At 43.5% G+C, this 22757-nt stretch carries 14 protein-coding genes; 9 read left to right on the top strand and 5 right to left on the bottom strand.

Translation table 11 applies throughout. The annotated features are described in order from the left end of the window. Positions 1-201 precede the first annotated feature (201 nt). Positions 202-2580: an ABC transporter permease gene (locus ABD894_RS02430; protein WP_345209387.1), complete on the top strand. Its 2379-nt coding sequence runs from the start codon at positions 202-204 to the stop codon at positions 2578-2580. 61 nt (positions 2581-2641) lie between these two features. Here the strand turns inward: ABD894_RS02430 and ABD894_RS02425 are convergent, their stop codons facing one another. From ABD894_RS02425 to ABD894_RS02405, 5 genes are all read right to left on the bottom strand, one after another. Beyond that, complete coding sequence (locus tag ABD894_RS02425; protein WP_345209386.1) at positions 2642-4267, bottom strand: RagB/SusD family nutrient uptake outer membrane protein; 1626 nt, start codon at positions 4265-4267, stop codon at positions 2642-2644. Between the two features lie 32 nt (positions 4268-4299). Then, positions 4300-7548, bottom strand: a complete 3249-nt coding sequence (locus ABD894_RS02420) for a SusC/RagA family TonB-linked outer membrane protein (RefSeq protein ID WP_345209385.1) — start codon at positions 7546-7548, stop codon at positions 4300-4302. 192 nt (positions 7549-7740) lie between these two features. After that, positions 7741-8697, bottom strand: a complete 957-nt coding sequence (locus ABD894_RS02415; protein ID WP_345209384.1) for a FecR family protein — start codon at positions 8695-8697, stop codon at positions 7741-7743. Between the two features lie 70 nt (positions 8698-8767). Beyond that, on the bottom strand, positions 8768-9370 hold the full coding sequence (locus tag ABD894_RS02410; protein WP_345209383.1) for an RNA polymerase sigma factor: 603 nt from the start codon (positions 9368-9370) through the stop codon (positions 8768-8770). 81 nt (positions 9371-9451) lie between these two features. Then, positions 9452-10057 (bottom strand): TetR family transcriptional regulator, encoded by a 606-nt coding sequence (locus ABD894_RS02405; protein ID WP_345209382.1) that lies wholly within the window; start codon positions 10055-10057, stop codon positions 9452-9454. Positions 10058-10193: 136 nt separating this feature from the next. Between ABD894_RS02405 and ABD894_RS02400 the strand changes: the two genes are divergently transcribed. From ABD894_RS02400 to ccoN, 8 genes are all read left to right on the top strand, one after another. Next, positions 10194-13427 (top strand): SusC/RagA family TonB-linked outer membrane protein, encoded by a 3234-nt coding sequence (locus ABD894_RS02400; protein WP_345209381.1) that lies wholly within the window; start codon positions 10194-10196, stop codon positions 13425-13427. Positions 13428-13441: 14 nt separating this feature from the next. Continuing rightward, the gene (locus ABD894_RS02395; protein ID WP_345209380.1) at positions 13442-15259 is read left to right on the top strand and encodes a RagB/SusD family nutrient uptake outer membrane protein; all 1818 of its coding nucleotides are present in this window, start codon (positions 13442-13444) and stop codon (positions 15257-15259) included. Between the two features lie 23 nt (positions 15260-15282). Beyond that, positions 15283-16512, top strand: a complete 1230-nt coding sequence (locus ABD894_RS02390; protein WP_345209379.1) for an alkaline phosphatase family protein — start codon at positions 15283-15285, stop codon at positions 16510-16512. A gap of 13 nt (positions 16513-16525) precedes the next feature. After that, positions 16526-16804, top strand: a complete 279-nt coding sequence (locus tag ABD894_RS02385) for a CBU_0592 family membrane protein (protein WP_345209378.1) — start codon at positions 16526-16528, stop codon at positions 16802-16804. A gap of 18 nt (positions 16805-16822) precedes the next feature. Continuing rightward, positions 16823-17707, top strand: a complete 885-nt coding sequence (locus ABD894_RS02380; RefSeq protein WP_345209377.1) for a metallophosphoesterase family protein — start codon at positions 16823-16825, stop codon at positions 17705-17707. Between the two features lie 280 nt (positions 17708-17987). Next, positions 17988-20372 (top strand): heavy metal translocating P-type ATPase, encoded by a 2385-nt coding sequence (locus tag ABD894_RS02375; RefSeq protein WP_345209376.1) that lies wholly within the window; start codon positions 17988-17990, stop codon positions 20370-20372. Continuing rightward, positions 20369-20530, top strand: coding sequence for a cbb3-type cytochrome oxidase assembly protein CcoS (gene ccoS / locus ABD894_RS02370; RefSeq protein ID WP_345209375.1), 162 nt, complete (start codon positions 20369-20371; stop codon positions 20528-20530). Before ABD894_RS02375 ends, ccoS begins: the two co-directional genes overlap by 4 nt. 93 nt (positions 20531-20623) lie before the next feature. Continuing rightward, complete coding sequence (ccoN, locus tag ABD894_RS02365) at positions 20624-22753, top strand: cytochrome-c oxidase, cbb3-type subunit I (RefSeq protein ID WP_345209374.1); 2130 nt, start codon at positions 20624-20626, stop codon at positions 22751-22753. Positions 22754-22757 lie beyond the last annotated feature (4 nt).

The raw sequence follows: 22757 nt of genomic DNA, 5'->3' as shown, positions 1-22757 counted from the left end.
AAAATACGGTGCCTTTTTAATTAGGAGTAAGTGCGCCCCGCAAAATGTAATAGAAGCGAACGTGCTGTTCATAACCGAACACTAAGTCTGTTTGTAAATATTTGATTGTTAATAGTTTAATTAGTGGCATAAAATATGTCGAAAATGTATGATAACATACTGACCGGGCATTTATCCGGCTAACCTTACTTAAACAATACCATGAATATAACTGACTTCAAGATAGCGCTGCGTACTTTTCTGAATGGTAAATGGTATAATCTTTTAAATATTACGGGCTTAGCCCTTGGGTTGGCCGCGTTTGTTTTTGTTACGCTGTATGTTGATAATGAAACCGGTTACGACCAATGGAATAAAAACGCCGACCGTGTTTTTTTAGTAGAACGCGAAATGCCAAACGGGCCATCGCCGTATACACCGGGGCTTTTGGCGGCGGAAATAAAAAACCAGTGCCCGGAAGTTGAGGAAACAGGCAGAACCAATACCGCCTTATTCCAAATCCCGTTCTATACCTCGTCGGGAAGGTTCATGATCAAAAAATGGCTTGGAGCCGATTATTCCATTGCTAAAATACTGGGGGTGAAACCTAAGGGGTTTAACCTTGATGCCAATAATCCAACACCAACAGTACTATTGTCGAAAAAGACAGCTGCCGCGCTCTTCCCCGGTGATAAGGTTATTCAAAATAAAACGGTGAACATGATGTCGAGATCGGGCATGCCGATGCCTGTTGCGGGGGTAACCGAAGATGTACCCGGCAATACCAATCTTAATTATGATTGCATCGGTTTCGCGCAGGATATCACACAGGGGAAAGATCAAAGCTATGCCACGCAGATCTATCAAACGTATTTACTGGTAAAGCCTAATACCGATATTGCACTGCTTTCAAAAAAGATAGACAAAATATACAAAACCGCCGCCATGGCCGATACCAGCCAGGTAGCCCGCGAAGCATTAAGCCGCCCCGGAGCAGCTATCTATTTGGATCCCTTGAAAAACCTGCACCTAAAACCACATTATGGCTCGCATGTAAACAACCAAATTGTAAACGGACTTATCATACTGGCCATTGTTATATTGATTGTAACCGGTGTTAATTTCACTAACCTTTATATCTCGCAGGCTTACAAACGCTCGAAAGAAGTGGGTATAAAAAAGGTTAACGGAATCATTAAAAGACAAATAGCGATTCAGTTTTTGTTAGAAATATTTATCCAGTGCATTATCGCCCTGGCAGTCGCTTTCGGCATAGTTATCATTGGCTTGCCTTACTTTAATGAGTTGCTGGCTGTAAACCTGCTGCTATCGGGCATTAATTACACGGTAATAGCCCAACTATTGGTTACCCTAATAGTGCTTACAATGCTCGCCGGTATTTACCCGGCCATGATTATGGCGGGTTTTAAACCTGCCGATGTGTTACGTGGAAACCAGCTTACCAATGGCGGCAAGCTTTCCTGGATGCGCAGCGCCATAACGGTGCTTCAGTTCACATTCGCCATTGTTTTTATTATAACGCTGATTGTTATTAATCGCCAGGTTAAGTATATGAAAACCGAGGATACAGGTTTTACGGCCAAGCAGGTTGTGTACATTGATAATCTCGCGTTGTTTAACGACCCTAAAAAGTTCGAATCTGTACGTAACCGCATAAAAGCTATACCGGGTGTAAAGAATGTTACCGTTGCTTCCAATGTACCGGGAGGGATAGTCCCTGCATCGTTTGATTATGTTGTACAGAGCAAGGCACTTGCTATGAATACCATTGGTGTTGATTATGAGTATTTTGAAACGCTGAATATTGGTGTAAAAGAAGGCCATGTTTTTTCGGCTACTTTCCCGGCAGATTCTGTTAATGCTGTAATTAATGAAGCCGCCGCCAAGGTAATGGGATTGGAGCAGCCGCTTGGTAAAATGGTAAAAGGCCGTAACGGCGATTACCGGATTATCGGGGTAATTAAAGATGTAAAGGCTTATGGCTTTGAAGAAAATATACAGCCAACCATTTATGTAATGAATGATAAGGGGGCAGTATCAGAAACACAAATAATGATAAGCGCCGAAAACAATACGATACCCGCGATGCTGAAAAACCTGAACAGCCAATGGAGTGATATTAACAAACTCGACGGCGATAACTTCAATTATCATTTTTTGGATGAATTATACGGGCAGCTTTTTGTAAAGCAGGAGCAATTGCAATCGGTACTTACCTGTTTTTCAATATTGGCCATCTTCATTGCTTCGTTAGGCTTTTTCGCTTCGGCGGCGCATTCCATTCGTGTGCGGATGAAGGAAGTAGCCATACGGAAGGTATTCGGTGCAACCGGCGAACAACTAATGACCACCTTGAGCAAGCCTTTCTTTTACATTGTACTTATTGCTAACGTAATAGCCTGGCCTGTATCTTTACTTATCGCTAATAAATGGCTGGCAACCTTTGCTTACAGGGTGCATCTTTCTGTTAGTCCGTTTTTAATTGCGTTACTCATTTCGGTCGCCATAGTTTTTATTACGGTTTGCTTGCAGGTGATAAGGGCAGTAAGGTTCAATCCGGCGATTAAACTGAAAATATAACAACAAAAAAAAAGCCGCCTGATCAATTACGACAGGCGGCTTTCGTTAATTTTCCGGTTAATTAATAACCCGGGTTTTGTTTAAGATTTGGGTTGTTGGCCAACTGAGTCGACGGTATAGGATAAATTTCCTTATTCGGGTCGTTAGTGGCAGTATGATCCCACCAGGTGCCTTTGATAAATTTTCCGAAACGGATAATATCGGTACGGCGTTTACCTTCAAATATAAACTCGCGGCCACGTTCGGCCAGTAATTCGTCCATAGTAAGGGTGCTGGTAGTGTAAGCGGCGTTAGTCCAGTCTGCATCGGTAAAGGCCCTTTTGCGGCTTTCATTTATTAAGGCTACGGCTTCGGCAGTTGCCTGGCCACCGTTTTTGCGCATAATGGCTTCGGCTTTATCAAAATAGATCTCGGTTAACCGGTAGATCATAAAGTTATTTTCGCGATAGTTAGGATCATTTAAGCGGCCGGTTTTGTATTTGTTGAAACGGGCGCCGCTGTTCTCTTCACCTTTGGTCATGCCGCCTTCGCTGGTAAGGTCGCCTTCGCTTTCACGTCTGATAGTGTTTACGTAAATGAAAGGCTTGTTATTATATTCTTCGGTACCTAAAATAGGTTCGGTAGTGCCGTATTTATATTGCGGACCGAACAGGAACCATTCTTTTTTACGCAGGTCATTTTCGGCATAAGCGTTAAATGCAGGCGGGGTTACCACGTAGGCGTTGTTACCAACATAACCCACATCAAGAGCGGGACTCATGTTAGCGAAACCCATCAGGATAATCCAATCCCACACGAAGCCACCTTTTAAACTGTAAGCGTATTGAAATAATGCCTCAGGAGCGGTGCGGTTGGTGTTGGCAAATGTTTGCAACAGGTTAGGTGCCAGTTTTGGCGCGCCGCCCAAACCACCGGCTGTACCGCCCATAATTTTATCGCATGCGGCAATACACTCGTCCCACATTGGTGTACCTGCCCATTTTTCGGCATTAAGGTACAGGTCGGCTAGCATAGCGTAACCAGCTGTTTGCCCAATACGGCCTATCAATGGCTCGGCATAAGGCTGCAATTGCGGTACAAAAGTTTCCAGTTCACTTTTAATAAACGCGAACACCTCTTTACGCGGCGCGGTAGGCGGGTTCAGCGGATCAGCCACTTTGGTTACAATTGGTATATTACCCCAAAGATCAACCAGCTTCATGTAGTGGAAAGCCCTTAATACGTGCAGTTCGGCTAATACGGTTTTTACCTCTGCCTCGGTCATGCCTATCGATTGATAGTTCAGTTTTTCAATATCGGTAATAGCAGCGTTGCAATAGCCTACGCCGGTCCACATACCTGCCCATGCGTTACGCATACGGCCTTCATTATCTGTCCAGGTGTGGTAATGCTGCCTGATGTGGTCACCGTTATCATAAGCGTGACGGCCTTTTTGCGGCCAGGCCAGCTGATCTGATGATAGCTCGGCGTGGTAATAATAACCATCGCCCCGGATAGGGGCAATCCACGATTGCAGGTGCGTCATGGGGCGCAAGGCGGCCTGCATTACTTCGGTTTTACTTTTATAAAAATTGTCTTTATACAAATCGCTGTATATTGTTTCATCCAGTTTGGTACAAGAGCTGGCCACACCCAACAGGGCGATCACGCTCAAAATATAACCGGTTTTTCTGATATGTAGTTTCATTATGTTACTTAAGAAAATTGTGCGTTAAAAAATTAAAATCCGATGCTGAAACCGGCTGTCCATGAACGGGTACGCGGATAAAAGCCCCTTGAATCCACACCGGTATCAAAGCCTGTATCCTGCAATTCCGGATCAAGGCCTTTGTAGCCTGTTACGGTAAGGATATTACGGCCGGTTACAAACAGGCGCATATTACGCAGGTATGATGATTTTAGCTTGAAAGTATAACCCAACGTTACGTTATCAAGCTTTACGAAATCGCCTTTTTCAATATAGTAATCAGAGTATTGCGGGTCATCCTTCAGCTGTGCATGTCTGCCAAAAGCACTGTTAAAGATGTTGTTAGGTAAGTAATTTTTATTACCGTAGAAAATCTCTTTCAGGTTAAGAATATCAAACCCGAATTTACCTCTCATTAAAATATTAAGGTCGAAGTTTTTGTAACGGAAGGTTTGGTTTAAGCCCATAACATATTTAGGCACGCCATTACCAATAATGGTCTTGTCGTTTTCGTTTATCTGCGAAGCCGGCGCTTTTGAACCATCAGCTTTGTAGAACAGCCATTTGCCATCATCACTAAAACCGGCAAAGCGTTTACCATAAAAGTTGCCCACTTTACCGCCTTCTTCCAAACGGATAGCCGGCCCCATTGCACCCGGGTTAGGAATATCAGAGAAGTTTAACCAGTTGGCCTTGAAAGTTTCGTTTGATAATTTGGCCAGTTTATTGAACTGTGAGTTGGCAGTAAGGTCGATACTCCATTGAAAATCATTCTTTTTAACAGCTACCGCGCTTATCAATATTTCAATACCGTTGTTTTTTAACGTACCCACGTTGGTATACAAGTTTGCCAACACGTATGATGGTTGTTGCGCGGTATAGTTATATAATAAATCTTTAGTAGTGCGGCTGTATACGTCAATAGCACCGCTGATACGGTTATCTAACAAAGCATAATCCAAGCCAAAGTTCCATTCTGCTTTTCTCTCCCAGCGAAGATCCGGGTTAGGGTTACGTGATGCACCGTAAGTTTGGTAGTAAACACCATTTTGCGGATATAAACCACCGGTACTTAGCGTAATTAATGATTGATAGTTTGGAATGCCCTGGTTACCTGTAACACCATAACCTACACGCAGTTTCAGGCTGCTGATCGCTTTAATATCTTTTAAAAAGCTTTCCTCGCTTATTGTCCAACCTACCGATGCTGCCGGGAAATTGCCCCATTTGTTATTAGCACCAAACCTTGATGACCCCTCGCGACGAAGGATGAACTGCGCAAAATACCTGTCTTTAAAAGCATAATTTACACGGCCAAAAAACGCGATAAGCGTGTTGTCATCTTTAAAACTACCAATGCCGGGGCGTGGTAAACCTGTATTAGTTATGGCATTCCCCGCACCCAAATTCCAGTCAAGGAAACCATCAGTAGTAAAGCCGCTGTTGTTAACGTTAAAACGTTCGAAAGTGCTGTACTGATAGCTATAACCAACCACACCGCTCACCATGTGATCGTTAGTGATGAATTTTTTGTAGCTGATAGTTGGCTCAAAAGTTTTTGTCCACGTTAATACGTTCTCTTTGCTGGCATAAGCTGTTCCCTTGTAGTCGCTTAGTATACGCTGGTCATAATCTTGCATTGAGCGGTAGTAGCGATTGTTATAATTGTCGCGTGTGTATGAACCAAACATTGAAATATTCAGATTTTTGATCAGCTCAAGGTTTAGTCTGCCATCGCCCGAAAATGTTTGTTGCTGGCGCTCGTCAATACGGTTAGCAAAACGCGAAATAGGATTATACCTGTCTTGCAATACATAATAAGTGCCGTCGGGGTTGGTGAGAGGTGCTGTAGGGTTCCATGAAACTGCTTGTTCAAAATCGCCGCTGCCGCCACCTAACAAGTTAGCTTTGTTAAAGTTGGCCACTACGTTAACTTGCATGGTCAATTTATCTTTCAGGCCTTTTTGATTAACATTTAACCTGCCGCCAAATTGTTCACGGCCATTGTTTTTTGCTATACCTTCAAAATCATTATAATAAAAAGATGTTCTGTAGTTTGCCTTATCAGAACCACCGGATGCAGCGAAGTTATGGTACTGGCTCAGGTTGTCTTTGTTAATTAGTTCATTATACAGATCGGTAGATGCGCCAAGATCATTGGCCGGTGCTATTACGCCGTCTGCTATTTTCTGTCTGAAAGTCGCTGCCGAAAGAAAGTCGGGTTTCTTGTCAACATAATCACGCTGGAAATAGGTGTTATAATCATACTTAGGCGCGCCTGCGCTACCTTTTTTAGTAGTGATCAATATAACACCCGGGTTACCGCGTGTACCGTATATGGCCGCTGCCGAACCATCCTTCAATACGTCAAACGATTCGATATCATCCTGCTGCAACAGATCAAGGTTACCGCCAGGTATACCATCAATTACAATGAGTGGGGTAGTGGTACCACTAAGCGAGGTTACGCCTCTTAACTGAATAGAAGTACCCGCGTTAGGATTGTTACCTTGTGTTTTGATGATATTTAAACCGGCTACTTTACCTTGTATCAATTCCAGCGGTGAACGTGCCGAGCCTTTGTTAAAGTCTTCGGCTTTTACGGTTGCAATTGCCGATGTTACTTCCCTGCGATTTTGGGTGCCGTAACCTACTACAACCACCTCGTTGAGTTTGCCCATTTCGGCTTCGAGGGTGAAGTTTACCGTAGCGGTTCCGTTTTCTTCTACCACAATATTTGCCTTGCGCTGGGTAGCGTACGATATATAGCTTACCTCAACAGTGTAAGTACCCGGCGCGATAGCGATGCTGAAAATACCTTGTGCATCGGTGCTAACACTTTGGTTAAGCTCTACAATTTTTACGGTAGCGCCAATAAGTGTTTCGCCGGTATTATCAACAATACGCCCTGTGATGCGGCCCGGCGCAGGTAATGCCGCCAGGGTAATTACGCCCGCCTTTTCGTGAAAGGTGATGCGGTGGGGCATCAATAGCTCGGTTAATATTTGTTGTATGGATGTTTTTGTAAAATGTACATCGCTCACTTTTATCTTATCTAAATTAAGATGATCGGTAAAAGCAAAGTCGATATTGTTTTTTTGCTGTATATCCTCAATCAGGTTATACAAACTGGTTTTATTGTAAGACAGGTCAATTCGCTTTTGAAGCAATTGCCCGCTTGATACTCCCGCCATCAGGAACTGGGAGGCTGCGATAATAGTTACGCCGACAAGCAATGTTATACGCATAAACTTCTGCAATAGCAGTTTTTTGTGTTTCATTTAAAATTTGTTTCATTCAAATAATATGCAGCCACCTGTTGCAGTAATGCATTGGCTTTCATAAATTTGAATTGTTAGTAATTAGATTGATATCATTTGCTAACCGGATAGTGTACAGCGACCAAACTATTACACTACCGGCAATTTTTACACCCTGGTAGCTGCTCTGTGCAGTAACCCGGGTGTTTGTGTTTAATAGATGATTACGCCATCCGGGCCCTCCTTTTTGTGCTTTTTGTTTAACATGGTGGTAATTATATCCAATACATCATCTTTGGTTTGCGAGCTGCGCAGGGTGAGATTGTATTTGAATGATTTTACTTTTTCATCAGTACTGTTAAGCTTGATGCCGTACATGTTCAGCAGTTCTTGCTGTAATTCGTCAAAGCCGGCCCTTGCCAGTACGGTTTTTCCTTCGGTCCATGAGCTGGTACCGGTAATTTTTATATCTGTTATGGTGAATTGGCCTGTTTTTAAATTGTAGCTAAGCGCCTTGCCAGGCATCAATTGCGCTATAACGCGCGATGGAGTACTTACCTCTACCTTACCTGAATTAACCGATACTTTAATATTATTAAGCTTTTTATAAGCCTTTACGTTAAAGGTTGTGCCGAGGTCTTTAATGCTGAGCTCTTCCACACTGATAATGAAAGGGCGCAGCGTATCGTGCTTTACATCAAAATAGGCTTCGCCCTTTAGTTGTAACCTGCGGCTCTTATTGCCGTAATCGCCCTTAATGCGCAGGTTCGAGTTGGCGTTGAGCCATACGGTGGTACTATCTTGCAGCGTTATCTTTTTTACCTGTTTGGCATCGGTGTTAAAAGCGATATCTTCAAACGCGGTTTGCTTTGGCAGGGCAGACTGACGGCCTTGCATATAAATAAGCACTGCCAAAGTTGGTACTATAATTATAGCAGCGGCAGCCTGTAACCATGCCCGCCTGTACCATGGGCGTAATACCGGTACCGGTATTATTTTATGAAACAGCCTTAAGCGTGTGGCTTCAGCCTCATCATCGGTAAGGGTGCCGGGTACTTTGCCGTTCTCATCAAACGAGTTGTACCAGGTATCTACAATGTAGCGTTCGGCCGGAGTGGCGGTATCGCTATGGTATTTTTTTAGAAGTTTTTTAAATACTGAATGTTGCACTATTGTCCTTTTACACCTGCATAGTGCGGCAAAAGGCCCGATAGTACTTCAAGAAATTGTTTTGTTTATGTTAACTTTTCATTAACAAGAGCAAAAGCACATAAAAAGATTTGTTGATGTCGGGGTGCTTTTCCATCATGATCACCTTTAAACGCCTCAGCGCCTCGGTGTTATTGTTTTTTACCGTTTGTTTGGACAGGCCCAGCGCTTCGGCAATTTCAGCTACCGAAAAATTTTCTGCACGCAGGGAAAATATTTTTTTCATGTTCTCGGGGAACGATCGCACGGCCTCTTCAAGGGTAAGCTTTACATCTTCGGCTATCAGCACATCAAGTATGGTGCCTTCCATATCTTCCATACGGTGCAACAGGTGCTCAACAGCCTCCTGGTGCAGGCTTGCCGAACTGGCCAGTTTAATGATGTTGTATTTTAGCGCGGTATGCAGATAGCCCTTTAACGTAGTGGTAATTTCAAGGCTGTGGCGACGCTGCCAAACGCTGGTAAAAATATCCTGAACTATATCTTCCGCTTCCGACTGATCTTTAAGCCGGTAATACGCGCTTTCGTAAAGATCTTTCCAATATTTGTTAAACAGATCCTCAAACGCGCCCGGCCGGTCAGTCTTCAGCCCCTCTAACAGCTCGGCTTCTGCAATGGGTAAAGCTGTCTCCATGTATCCAAATTTCGCGCAAAGATAAACAGTTAGCCCTTTAGTGCTATGTTATATATATGTAAACTTAACCGAAACATGCTTTTAAATGATCAGGTGCTCCAGGTCGAGTATTTTAAAAGCCTGCCGTTTATAGCGGCCCATGTGGATATTATAAGCCTCTACATCATCTATCATACTTAAATAATAGTACGCGCCATCTGATACTACAAAGATCAGGTCGGCGGCTATTGCCGGATCATCGCATTCCAGTTGCTTTTGCTCTACACATGCTTGTATGAGGTTTTGCAGCCAGGTGCGTAACAAAAGGTGCAGTTCACGAAACTGGTGTTTGATCTGATCGTTCCGGAAGATGAGCGCGAAGCAATTGTAAAATATGCTATCGTCGATATAGTTGTTCCACTTTCTGGAGAAGATATTATTAAGTACGTCTACCAGTTTTTCCAGCGCGTTCGGGTTTTCGCTTTCCGATTGATAGATATTACGGTAACTGATCATGATAAACTCGATGAGCCCCAGCAGCATTTCTTCTTTTGATGAAAAGTAATGTACCACCAAACTCGGGTGCATATCAAGTTCTTTGGCAACTTTACCGAAAGAGGTATTTTCGATACCCTCTCTTTTTGCCACTTCATAAAATGCCTCAACAATCTTTTTCTGCTGATCTTCCTTCAGGCTTTTTCGTCCCATAATTTCTTTAAAAATAGAATTTTGATGCGAAGAAAACATTAAAAAAATAAATTTACTGAATGTTCAGTTTATTTAATGAACATTTTATGCAGGCTTAACATGGGCTAACTTCTTTTGCAGAAAATAAAAAGCTGACATGAAAACACTTTACATTAGTTTATTCACCTGTTTTTTACTGCTTTCCCAAAACCTCTTCGCACAGCAAAAGGTTACCGGAACAGTTAAGGATAGTAAGGGTGAAACGCTTACCGGCGTATCCGTAGTGGAGAAAGGAAAAACCACGGGCACACAAACCGACGCTAACGGAAATTACACCTTTACAGCATCAGGTGCCGATGCCACATTGGTATTTACCTATCTGGGCTTCATTAAACAAGAAGTTACAGTTGGTGACAGAAAGGCAGTAGACATTGTTTTAAAAGAAGATGCCGCAGAGCTGAACGAGGTAGTGGTGGTAGGTTACGGTACGCAAAAGAAGGTTAACCTATCGGGCGCGGTTGACCAGTTAAGCGCCAAAGCACTGGCGAGCCGCCCAATATCAAACGTGGCACAGGGTTTACAAGGGCTTGTACCCAACCTGAATGTAACTTTTGGTTCGGGCGAACCGGGCGCAAATGCAAACATCAATATACGTGGTATCACCTCTATCAACGGTGGTAATCCGCTGATATTAATTGATGGTGTGGCATCTGACCCGGCAGAGTTGAACCGCCTGGCTCCGCAGGATGTGGAAACCATGTCGGTAATTAAAGATGCTTCGGCATCGGCCATTTATGGTGCCCGTGCCTCATTTGGTGTTATCCTCATCAAAACTAAAACCGGTACCCAGGAAGGCGCAAGCGTAAGTTATACCCATAACTCATCATTCAATAAACCAACCGTGTTGCCTGATAAGGTAACCGATCCGTATATATACTCACGTTTACTGGAGTTATCTACCAACAACACGCCATGGGACAACGTAAACTACAGCGATCAGTATTATCAGTATGCTAAAGAACGTTCAGATAATCCGTCGATACCGGGTGTTAGGATAAACCCAACCGATAACAAACTTTGGGAGTACATGGGTAACCGCGACTGGACAAGATATTTCCTGAGCGATCAGACTTACTCACAGGATCATGCATTATCGGTTAGCGGTAAATCGGGTAAAACTCAATATTATTTATCGGGCAACTATAACCGCCAAAACGGTGTGTTAAAAATAGCCGATGATTATTTTGACCGTTATAGCCTGCGCAGCAAGGTTAATTACCAGTTAGCACCGTGGTTATCATTAGGTAACAATACGTATTTAACTACTACAAAACGTGCAAACCCATCAAACTATTCTATAGCGGGTATATACGATTTGTTCCCTACGGATTATGATTTTAATCCCGACGGAACCTGGTCAAATACCGCGGTAGGCCGTACCGGCGCACGTATGACACAGGGTGGTAAAGCATCTGATAAATATTTCAGTATGCAAACCCAGTTTAATGCCGAAGCATCATTCTTTAAAAACAAACTAAAAGTTAATACCGATTTCACTTATCGCCGTGGTGCCGATAATTACGATGAATATGGCTTGCCTTATAAAATAGGTTTCGGGCCCAATGATGTACGTACAGAAGGTAATAGTTACGTAAGAAAATATACCGCTTTTGAAGATTATACCGTATTTAATATTTACGCTACCTATAATCAACAATGGGGTAAACATAACCTAACCGTATTAGGCGGTTATAACCAGGAATATTCTCGCAGAGAGAATAACGATGTAGTTGTAAACGATCTGATATCGGCAGGATACCCTACTACTGAATTGGCAACAGGTATAACTACAGCTCATCAGGAAATAGGCGACTGGGCTATCAGGGGCTTATTTTACCGTTTAAATTATATCTATAATGACAGGTATATATTTGAACTAAATGGCCGGAATGATGGTACTTCACGTTTTGGCTCTATTAAACGTTTTGGTTTCTTCCCTTCAGCATCAGCTGCATGGCGTGTAGATCAGGAATCGTTTATGGAGAATATCCGTTCTACAGTAAGCAACTTCAAACTGCGTGCATCGTATGGTTCATTAGGTAACCAACAGGTTGGCGATTATGGTTATGTTGCTTCTTTACCAAGAACCACTTCGCAATACCTTATTGGCGGGCAGTTACCGATTGTAATATCTCCGCCATCATTAATAAGCCCTAACTATACCTGGGAAAAAGTTACCACATTAAACTTTGGTACTGACATAGGCTTGCTTAACAATAAAATTAATATAGCTTTTGACGTTTACCAACGTGATACTAAAGGCATGCTTTACAAGGGCAAAGAGATGCCGGCAGTTTTAGGGGCGGCAGAACCGCTTGAAAACTCGACTGATTTGCGTAACCGTGGATGGGAGCTTTCAGTTACTTACCAAAATACGTTTAAAACAGGCAGAGATCCGCTATCGTTCAGCGCGAGATTTGTATTGGCCGATAGCCGTTCGGAAATTACCCGTTTTGATAACCCAAGCAATAGCTTTAGTACCTATCGCAAAAACATGCAACTGGGCGAAATATGGGGCTTGCAGAGCGATGGCTTGTTCCAGAATCAGGCACAAATAGATGCTTTGGATGAAAGCTCAATTATTCCGTGGGACGCGTTATCAATTGTTAACGGCTGGCCTAAGTATAAAGACCTTGATGGCAACCATAAAATTGAAACCGGCCTTACGGCAGATGATCCTAAGGACCTTTCAGTTATCGGTAACTCATCGCCACGCTACCAGTTTGGTATTGATTTGAATGCCAACTGGAAAGGCTTTGATATCCGCGCGTTCTTTCAGGGTGTTGCAAAAAGAGATTATTACCCGCTCGATTATTTATACTGGGGCTTTTACCAACAGCCTTATGCCGGTGGTTACGAGCACCTGCTTAATTTTTACAGGCCTAATAATGATAGCGATGTGGATATGGGTAAGCATTCACAAGCTTATATTCAGGCTGGCTTAGCTAATCAAAACCTGAATGCCAAATATCCTATACTGCAATCATGGCTTGCCGATATTAACCTGGGTACTACTACAGGTAATGCCAAAGGTTTAGCTATACCGCAAACGGGTTATATGCTTAACGCAGCTTACCTGCGCTTTAAAAACCTTACCATAGGCTATACATTGCCAAACAGTATTACCAAAAAATGGCATATTTCAAACGTGCGTTTTTATGTGAGCGGCGAGAACCTCTACGAGTGGTCGGCACTTAAAAAATTCTACGATCCGGAAGCGATTAACGTGAACGACGTTATCAACCCGGCATCAAACACAAACACCAACGGTAATGGTTACGCTTACCCTTGGCAAAGAAGGTACTCATTAGGTGTAAATGTTAACTTTTAATTGAGCAATACAAAATGAAACACATCAATAAATATATAATTGCAATGGCCGTTGCCGCGGTAAGTTTATCGGCCTGTAAGAAAGATTTTTTAGACAGGCAATCGCAAACCGCTATTGGCGATGGTAATTTCTTCAATAACGAAAAAGACCTTCAACTTTACCTTAATAACCTGTACAATTTTGAGGGGGTAGGTATTTATAATAATGACAGGGCAACGGATAACTCGGGCACAACCGGTAATGTTGAAATAAAAACCATGATGATGGGTACCCCAAGCGCATCAACCCTTGTTTCGGGCTGGAACTGGGAACAACTGCGCAGCGCTAACTACTTTTTGGAAAACTTTAAAAAAGCAGCTTTATCAGAAGATATTTCAAATCATTACGAAGGTATAGCTCGTTTTTACAGGGCTCAGTTTTATATCGATAAAGTAAAAAGATATTCTGATGTGCCATGGTACGACAAAACCATGAATGTTAATGATACTGAACTGCTATTGAAAGCCCGCGACCCGCGTGCGTTTGTAGTAGATAAGATAATGGAAGACCTGGCTTTCGCAGCTGAGCACGTAAACTTAACGGGAATAACCGGTTCAATTACCGATGGCAGCGTTAACCGCTGGATAGTTAAGGCATACGAAGCTAAATTTGCCTTGTACGAGGGCACTTACAGAAAGTATCATACCGAACTTAACCTTGCCGGTACGGCTAATGAGTATCTTGAACTGGCCGCCAGCGTTTCTAAAGAAATTATGGATGGTGGCAAATATCGTTTGTATACTACATCAAAACCCGGTGAAGATTATTTGAATTTGTTTGTGCAAAGCGACCTAAGTACCAATCCGGAGGTGATATTGGCTACCTACAACCAAAACGGTATACGCAATAGCAATTGGAGCGAAACCGTGTTTGGTAACTACGAGGTGTCACCATCAAAAGATTTGTTGCAGGATTATTTGATGAAAGATGGTTCATATTACACAGCACAGGCTGGTTATGCTACCTTTCCGTATGTTAAAGAATTTGAAAACCGCGATCCAAGACTAAGCCAAACTTACGCTTATCCGGGTTTTGTATTGCTTAACGTTGCTACCTACTCGCAAGGCGGTGGTTTGTACGTACAGCAATTGGGTAAAAGCTTCAGCGGTTATCACCAAATTAAAGGCTTTGTTAACGATCCTAACAGCGTTGTACAACAAAACCTTGACGTACCCGTATTACGTTATGCCGAAATACTATTAACTTATGCCGAAGCAAAAGCCGAGCTGGGTACACTTACGCAAGCTGATCTGGATGCTTCTATTAACCTGCTTAGAGACAGGGTTGGTATGGTACACATGCCGCTAAGCCCTGCTTTAGATGCAGTACAAAGTGCGAAATATCCTACGGCAACTTCCTCTCAAAAAGCACTTTTGCTGGAGATAAGACGCGAAAGACGTGTTGAGCTTGCGTTGGAAGGTTACCGTTTTGATGATGTAATGCGCTGGAACGCGGGCAAATTATTGGAGAAAGAGCAGGAGGGTATTTACTTTTCGGGTTTAGGCAAGCATGATCTTACCGGCGATGGTGTACCCGATATTATATTGTTGCCGTTCAGCGAATCAATACCCGCTGTAAAAGAGAAAAATGAACTGGGTAAAGATTTTATTTATTACCGTACCGGTATAGTTGGCCAGGAGGCGGCAGGCGTTTTTCTTAAAAACGGAACATCGGGTACAGTTCAAACTATTGCAGATAATGGTACCTTTCAGGAGCCGAAGTATTACTACAGGCCTGTGCCGCAAAGCCAGGTACAGCTTAACCCTAACCTGAAACAAATATTTGGCTGGTAATTAAAAATATAAACCACACTACAATGAAAAAAATATTTATAGCAGTAGCCTTTTTGGCTGCTGCATACCAGGGAATGGCGCAACAGAAGAAAGCGGTGTTTGTGATTATAGATGGTGTATCAAAAGATGTGCTTGATAAAGTGCCTACACCTAATTTGCATGCCATTGCCAAAGAGGGCGCGCTTCTTGCTGCCTACCAGGGCGGCGAACTGAATGAGTATAACCAAACGCCAACTATTTCGGCACCGGGTTATTACAATGTGTTAACAGGCGTATGGTTTAATAAGCATAACGTGCCTGATAACGATATTAAAGCGCCTAATTATCATTATCCTACTATTTTCCGCTTCTTTGAAAACCAGTATCCTGATAAAAAAACAGCCGTATTTTCGAGCTGGGAAGATAACCGTACCAAGTTGGTAGGAGAGGGTTTGGCGCAAACAGGCAACCTGAAGCTGGATCATCATTTTGATGGCCTTGAACTGGATACCAAAAAGTTTCCGCATGATAAGGCCCGTAAATTCATGTCGGATATTGATCAGGCCGTTACTGACGAAGCCGCGCGTTATATTAAAGAGGAAGGACCGGACCTGTCATGGGTGTACTTGGAATTTACCGACGACATGGGCCACATGTATGGCGACAGCCCTAAATATACCGAGGCAGTGCAACTGGCCGATAAAAGAATTGGCCAGCTATGGGATGCTATCAAACTAAGAAAGAAAGAGAAAGGTGAAGACTGGCTAATCATCGTTACTACAGATCATGGCCGTGATGCCAAAACAGGCAAAGATCATGGTGGTCAATCAGCCCGCGAACGTGCATCATGGATAGCAACCAATGCTAAACCTGTGAACAAATATGCGAAGCAGGCACAGGCCAGTGTAGTTGATATACTGCCTACCATCGCGCGTTTCCTGGATGTTAAGCTATCTGCCGATGAACAAAAAGAGATAGACGGCGTACCGCTGATCGGTAAAGTATCGCTGGCAAAACCTACTGCTAAAAAAGCCGATGGAAAGATAAGCCTTACCTGGGTACCTGAAGATACCGAGGGTACAGTAAAGGTTTGGCTTGCCACTACCAACGATTTTAATAAAACCGGGCAACAAGATAATTACAAACTAATAGGCGAAGTGCCTGTGAAACAAGCTAAATTTGATATAGATTTGAGCGGCGAAACAGCTACAGGTTTCTATAAAGTGGTATTGGAAGGTAAGTACAACACCCTGAACAGATGGATAACGAAATAAATTAAATACAATAATGCACCACTTATTCGGTAAAACATTTTTTGATGGTATCGGATGGTTTGGTGCATTATTTTACCTGGTTTCCTACTTTTTACTGATCATTAAGAAATGGCGTTCTACCTCGTTCGCCTTTCATTTATGTAATATTTTGGGCGGCTTGCTGCTTAGCGGCAGTGCATTATATGATGTTTCTTACCCGGGAGCGTTTATCAATTTTGCCTGGGCGCTTATCGCCATGTATGGCATGTATACCGATCAGTTTAAAAAAGGAAGACCCGAAAACCAGGATTAACAACAATCTACCATAAAAATGGAAAGAAGAAAGTTTCTTCAAAGCTCACTTGCTATAGGTGCAGCTTCGGCTTTGCCTGCAATGGCGGCGCAGCCTAATACAAACAAAAAAGCAGCACTCACCATTGCCCATATTACCGATGTACACATCCACGGTAAAGATGATGTACCCGCACGTGCTGATAACTATCTCGCAAAGGCACTATCAAATAAATCGATCGATTTTATATTGAACGGTGGCGATTCTATATTCGATGCCTCGTACGATAACGTTACCCGCGATATGGTTACCGAACAATGGGCAGTTTGGGATCGTTTTATTGCCAAAACCAACCTGGATGTTTACAGCTGTATAGGCAATCATGATCCATGGTGGAAAGCCCCATCGGCAAATGACGAAATGTATGGTGTAAATTACGCGGCAAAGCGGTTAAAAATGCCGAACAGATATTATAGCTTCGATAAAAAAGGTTGGCATTTTATTATACTCGATGGTAATAACGCAGGCACAAAGCTTGATGCGGAACAAATGGCATGGCTAAAGGCCGACCTTGAAAAGCTGCCCGCCAAAACCCCAACGTTGTTAATGTCTCACTACCCAATATTATCATCAACCTGTGCATGGAGCGGCGGTCAGCATGGCGATTATAAAGAGCTAAAGGCGCTTTTCTATCAGCATAAAGATAAGGTGAAGGTTTGTTTAAGCGGCCATCAGCATTTGCAGGATACGGTTGCTTACAATGGCGTATCTTATTACTGTAATGGTTCAATGAGTGGTTTTTGGTGGGGCAAAGGCGATAAAGAATCTGCCGGTGCTTACTACTACCAGGAAACACCTCCGGGCTATGCTATACTGCATTTGTTTGAAGACGGCACAGTTACTAACGAATACACACCCCTATAATTTTATAAATAGTACTTTCTGAAATATTTAGTCGATTAGCAAATATTAAAAATTATCAGTTTAGTACTGATTGAACGGGCCGTTGTAAGAATTTACAACGGCCTTTTTTATGGATACGGGTTGCAGCAATACTGTTAACACTATGGTGATTGCGATACCCTTCGTCAATTTTAAGATTTATGCATATATCCTAAATGTGATATCCGTCAGTTTTTAGCTGCTACCGTCGTCATTTAAAACACGGTAATTGCGGGGCATTTTTGTAGTAGAAATTTTATCCATGATAGATACTATTACAAAAACAAGCTGTTACCATTGCGGTAACGACTGCAACGGCAATACTTATCATATAGATGAAAAGCTATTTTGCTGTGCCGGGTGCAGGGGCGTTTATCAGATATTATCGCAAAGCGGCCTGTGCAGTTACTACAATTTTAACGATCATCCGGGTGCCAACCGTGCAAGTCTTGACAAGCGATTTGAATATTTGGATGATCCCGCTATTATCGGTGACCTTATTGATTATACCGACGGGCAGGTCACCATCATCACCTTTTATATACCGCATATTCATTGCAGCTCGTGTATCTGGTTGCTGGAACAACTTAACCGTATCAATCCGGCAATCTACCACAGCCGCATAGATTTCCTGAAAAAGCAGGTTAACATACGTTTCACCAATGCTGAAATCTCTTTGAGGCAGGTTGTTGAACTACTGTTTGATATTGGTTACGAGCCACTGATCAGCCTACAGGATATCGTTAAAAAACAGCAAACCGGGCAGAGCGATAAACTGGTGCAAAAAATTGCCGTGGCAGGCTTTTGCTTCGGCAACGTAATGCTGTTGAGTTTTCCCGAATACCTGGGCTTATCTGAATACGAGCATTCGTTTAAGCAACTCTTCGGCTGGTTAAATATATTGTTTGCATTACCGGTTACCTTTTACAGCGGTGCCGAGTATTTTACATCGGCTTATACAAGCCTGCGTAGCAAGGTTTTAAATATTGATTTTCCGCTGGCTTTGGGTATCGCGATGCTTTTTATACGCACCGTGGCAGAGATACTTACCAAACAAGGCGCGGGTTTTGCCGATACCCTTTGCGGCCTGGTGTTTTTTCTGTTGGTTGGCAAGTTTGTGCAGCGTAAAACCTATTACCATATTTCGTTCGAGCGCGATTACCGTTCATTTTTCCCGGTGGCCGTTCAGGTGATAGAGGATGGTGTTGAGAAACCGATACAGCTTTCCAATATCGAAATTGGTCAACGGATCCGCATCCGTCACAACGAAATTATACCTGCCGATGCGATTTTGCTGAAAGGTAATGCACGCATTGATTTCAGCTTTGTAACCGGCGAATCAATACCTGTAAATAAAACCCTGGGCGAGGTGATCTACGCCGGGGGCAGGCAAGCAGGCGAGGCATTGGAGCTGGAGGTGATTAAACCGGTATCGCAAAGTTATCTTACCCAATTATGGAATAACGAAGCTTTTACCCGGCAGCAGGATAACCGCATGCAAACCTTTAACGAAAGGGTAAGCCGGTATTTTACTATCGTGCTGCTAACCATAGCTTTCGGCTCGCTCTTTTTTTGGTTAGGATCAAACTGGCAAAGAGGCTTATCAGCATTTACGGCCGTGCTTATAGTGGCCTGCCCATGCGCGCTCGCGCTGAGTACGCCCTTCACCATGTCGGCAGCGCTGGGGGTGTTTGATCGTAACCGGTTTTATTTAAAGAATACGGCCGTTGTTGAGCAACTTGCCCGCATAAATACGCTTGTATTTGATAAAACCGGCACCATTACCATAGCAGGCGATAATACCATTAGCGAAGTGGCCACGCTATCTGCCTACCAACGAAAACTGATCTATAATGTATGCAATAACTCGGGACATCCCCTGAGCAGGCAAATTTGCAGGCACTTGGGGGCAATGGCTGTTATGCCTATCGCGGCTTACCATGAAACGGCAGGGAGGGGTATATCAGCTCAAATAGGTGAGGATGTTCTCCGTATAGGCAGTTTAGAATTTGCAGTGGGCGGGTATAGCATTCAAATGGCAAGCACCACGCAGGTACATTTGATGATCAACAGCGAATACCTGGGTTATTTCGGTTTTACGCAAACCTATCGTGATGGTTTAAAGCATGTAACTTCATTAGGTTCAGCGTACAACACATTTCTTTTATCAGGCGACCAGGATCATGAGCGAAACCAGCTTTTGCCTTACTTTACTGATGAGCATATGCAGTTCGGTAAATCGCCGCAGCAAAAGCTCGATTTTGTTAAACAGCTGCAACATGGCGGGAACAAGGTAATGATGATAGGCGACGGGCTCAATGATTCGGGCGCGTTAAAACAAAGCGACCTGGGTGTGGCGGTGACCGACAATGTCAATAATTTTTCGCCGGGAAGCGATGCTATTTTAGATGGTACTTCATTGAGTAAGCTGCCTGCCTTTTTGCAGTTCTCTAAAGATACGGTCACTATTATTTACATCTCGTTCTTCATTTCGCTTACCTATAATTTTATTGGTTTAAGCTACGCGGTTACCGGCAAGCTATCGCCTTTAACGGCGGCCATCCTGATGCCATTAAGTACGGCGACCATTATATCATTCACCAGCATTGCCACACATTTAGCAGCAAAAAACAGAAAACTATCATGACCATTATTTACTTCCTCATCGGGTGCAGTATCGTGCTCGCGCTCGCTTTTTTGGGCACTTTTTTCTGGGCGCAACGCAGCGGTCAACACGATGATCTTTATACCCCGTCGGTAAGGATATTGCTGGATGACGAGGCCGGCGATGAATTAAAAAAGTGATTCATCTCACCCTTTTAGCCAACCGCTGTCATTCTGCCGGTAGGGCAGGCTCAATAATTTTACACCATTAAATACAAGCACTAATTAATACATATGCAACCCGAAAAATTTTACTATGACAATAAGATCGTTCGCAATTTTGGTATTGCCACGGTTGTATGGGGCATTATCGGTATGACGGTAGGCCTGCTGGTGGCCATTCAGCTTTACCATCCGGCGGCCAACATGGGTAACCAGTATACAACATTCGGCCGTATCCGGCCGCTGCACACCAATGCCGTAATATTCGCCTTTGTGGGCAATGCCATATTTATGGGCGTATATTATTCCCTGCAAAGGCTGCTAAAAGCCCGCATGTTTAGCGATGTGTTAAGTAAGGTACACTTTTGGGGATGGCAGCTTATTATACTGGCGGCTGTACTTACATTACCTTTAGGCATCACCACATCGCACGAATACGCCGAACTGGAATGGCCCATAGATATCGCCATTACGTTGATATGGGTGGTTTTCGGTGTAAACATGTTCGGTACCATTATAAAACGCCGCGAACGACATTTGTATGTTGCCATTTGGTTTTACATCGCCACGTTTGTAACCATAGCGGTGTTGCATATCGTTAACTCGTTCGAGTTGCCAATTTCGGCTTTTAAAAGCTATTACTTATATGCCGGTGTGCAGGATGCCCTGGTGCAATGGTGGTATGGGCACAACGCGGTGGCGTTCTTTTTAACAACACCATACCTGGGCATGATGTACTACTTTTTGCCTAAGATGGCCAACCGCCCCATCTACTCTTATAAGCTAAGTATACTGCACTTTTGGGCGCTGATATTCATCTATATATGGGCTGGTCCGCACCATTTGCTGTATACCTCATTGCCGGGTTGGGCACAATCTTTAGGTGTGGCATTCTCTATTATGCTGATAGCGCCAAGCTGGGGCGGTATGATCAACGGACTGCTTACTTTACGTGGGGCATGGGATAAAGTTCGTGATGATGTAGTGCTGAAGTTTATGGTAGTAGGACTTACCGCGTACGGTATGGCTACGTTTGAAGGGCCAATGTTATCGCTTAAACAGGTAAATGCCATCGGTCACTTTACCGATTGGATTGTGGCACACGTACACGTTGGCGCTTTAGGCTGGAATGGCTTTCTAACCTTTGCCATATTATATTGGTTGATACCACGCATTTACAGAACCGAACTGTTCTCAAAAAAGCTGGCCGCGTTCCATTTTTGGATAGGTACACTGGGGATTCTTTTTTACGCCGTACCTATGTATTGGGCAGGGTTTACCCAAGGCTTGATGCTGAAGGAGTTTACCGCCGAGGGCATGTTGAAATACCCTAACTTTTTAGAAACCACACTGCGCATTATCCCTATGCACGTTATGCGTTCGGTTGGTGGAGCGTTGTATCTTGCAGGGGTTATTATTATGGCGTATAACTTGGTGCGTACCGCGGCACAGGGAAAATTAGTGGCCAATGAAGGTGCCGAAGCCATGCCGCTTGCGTCTTTACATGTTGACCAGCACCAGGAAAAATGGCACCGCCGTTTAGAACGCCGGCCTGTAAAACTGATGGTGTTCTCACTCATTGTTATCCTGATAGGCAGTGTTATTGAGCTCATCCCAACATTTACCATATCATCAAACGTGCCTACCATTGCCAGCGTTAAACCCTATTCACCGCTGGAATTACAAGGCCGGGATATTTACATCAGGGAAGGATGTGTTAACTGCCACTCGCAAACGGTGAGGCCTTTCCGTTCAGAAACGGAACGCTACGGTGATTACAGCAAAGCCGGTGAGTTTGTATACGACCATCCGTTCTTGTGGGGATCAAAACGTACCGGGCCAGATCTGGCCCGTGAAGGAGGGAAGTACGGCGATGCCTGGCATTTCAACCACCTGATGGATCCAAGGTTAATGTCGCCGGGAAGTATTATGCCTGCTTACGACTGGCTAATCACTCAACAACTGGATACTACCAATACCATTGCCAAAATAAATGCCATGCGCAAGTTGGGCGTACCATATAAAGCCGGTTACGAAAAAATAGCGAACCGTGAATTGGATGCGCAGGCGCAGGCAATCGCCTTAAATCTGTTGAAAGATAAAATAAAAGTAAAAAGCGACAAAGAGATCATCGCCCTGATAGCTTACCTGCAACGCATGGGTATCGATATAAAAGCAAGTAAAACCGCCAATAATAACTAAGCAT

Origin of the sequence: Mucilaginibacter gynuensis (assembly GCF_039541195.1) — a bacterium.
In the GTDB taxonomy this organism is placed as follows: domain Bacteria; phylum Bacteroidota; class Bacteroidia; order Sphingobacteriales; family Sphingobacteriaceae; genus Mucilaginibacter; species Mucilaginibacter gynuensis.
Note: the sequence above shows the minus strand (reverse complement) of the source record. Positions and strands in the feature narration are given on the sequence as shown.

What these genes read in the sequence shown, in the direction of transcription:
- ABD894_RS02375 (WP_345209376.1), top strand. Translation starts at nt 17,988, where the DNA reads ATGATAGATACTATTACAAAAACAAGCTGTTACCATTGCGGTAACGAC.
- ABD894_RS02390 (WP_345209379.1), top strand. Translation starts at nt 15,283, where the DNA reads ATGAAAAAAATATTTATAGCAGTAGCCTTTTTGGCTGCTGCATACCAG.
- ccoS (WP_345209375.1), top strand. Translation starts at nt 20,369, where the DNA reads ATGACCATTATTTACTTCCTCATCGGGTGCAGTATCGTGCTCGCGCTC.
- ABD894_RS02420 (WP_345209385.1), bottom strand. Translation starts at nt 7,548, where the DNA reads ATGAAACACAAAAAACTGCTATTGCAGAAGTTTATGCGTATAACATTG.
- ccoN (WP_345209374.1), top strand. Translation starts at nt 20,624, where the DNA reads ATGCAACCCGAAAAATTTTACTATGACAATAAGATCGTTCGCAATTTT.
- ABD894_RS02395 (WP_345209380.1), top strand. Translation starts at nt 13,442, where the DNA reads ATGAAACACATCAATAAATATATAATTGCAATGGCCGTTGCCGCGGTA.
- ABD894_RS02400 (WP_345209381.1), top strand. Translation starts at nt 10,194, where the DNA reads ATGAAAACACTTTACATTAGTTTATTCACCTGTTTTTTACTGCTTTCC.
- ABD894_RS02385 (WP_345209378.1), top strand. Translation starts at nt 16,526, where the DNA reads ATGCACCACTTATTCGGTAAAACATTTTTTGATGGTATCGGATGGTTT.
- ABD894_RS02430 (WP_345209387.1), top strand. Translation starts at nt 202, where the DNA reads ATGAATATAACTGACTTCAAGATAGCGCTGCGTACTTTTCTGAATGGT.
- ABD894_RS02380 (WP_345209377.1), top strand. Translation starts at nt 16,823, where the DNA reads ATGGAAAGAAGAAAGTTTCTTCAAAGCTCACTTGCTATAGGTGCAGCT.
- ABD894_RS02425 (WP_345209386.1), bottom strand. Translation starts at nt 4,267, where the DNA reads ATGAAACTACATATCAGAAAAACCGGTTATATTTTGAGCGTGATCGCC.
- ABD894_RS02410 (WP_345209383.1), bottom strand. Translation starts at nt 9,370, where the DNA reads ATGGAGACAGCTTTACCCATTGCAGAAGCCGAGCTGTTAGAGGGGCTG.
- ABD894_RS02405 (WP_345209382.1), bottom strand. Translation starts at nt 10,057, where the DNA reads ATGGGACGAAAAAGCCTGAAGGAAGATCAGCAGAAAAAGATTGTTGAG.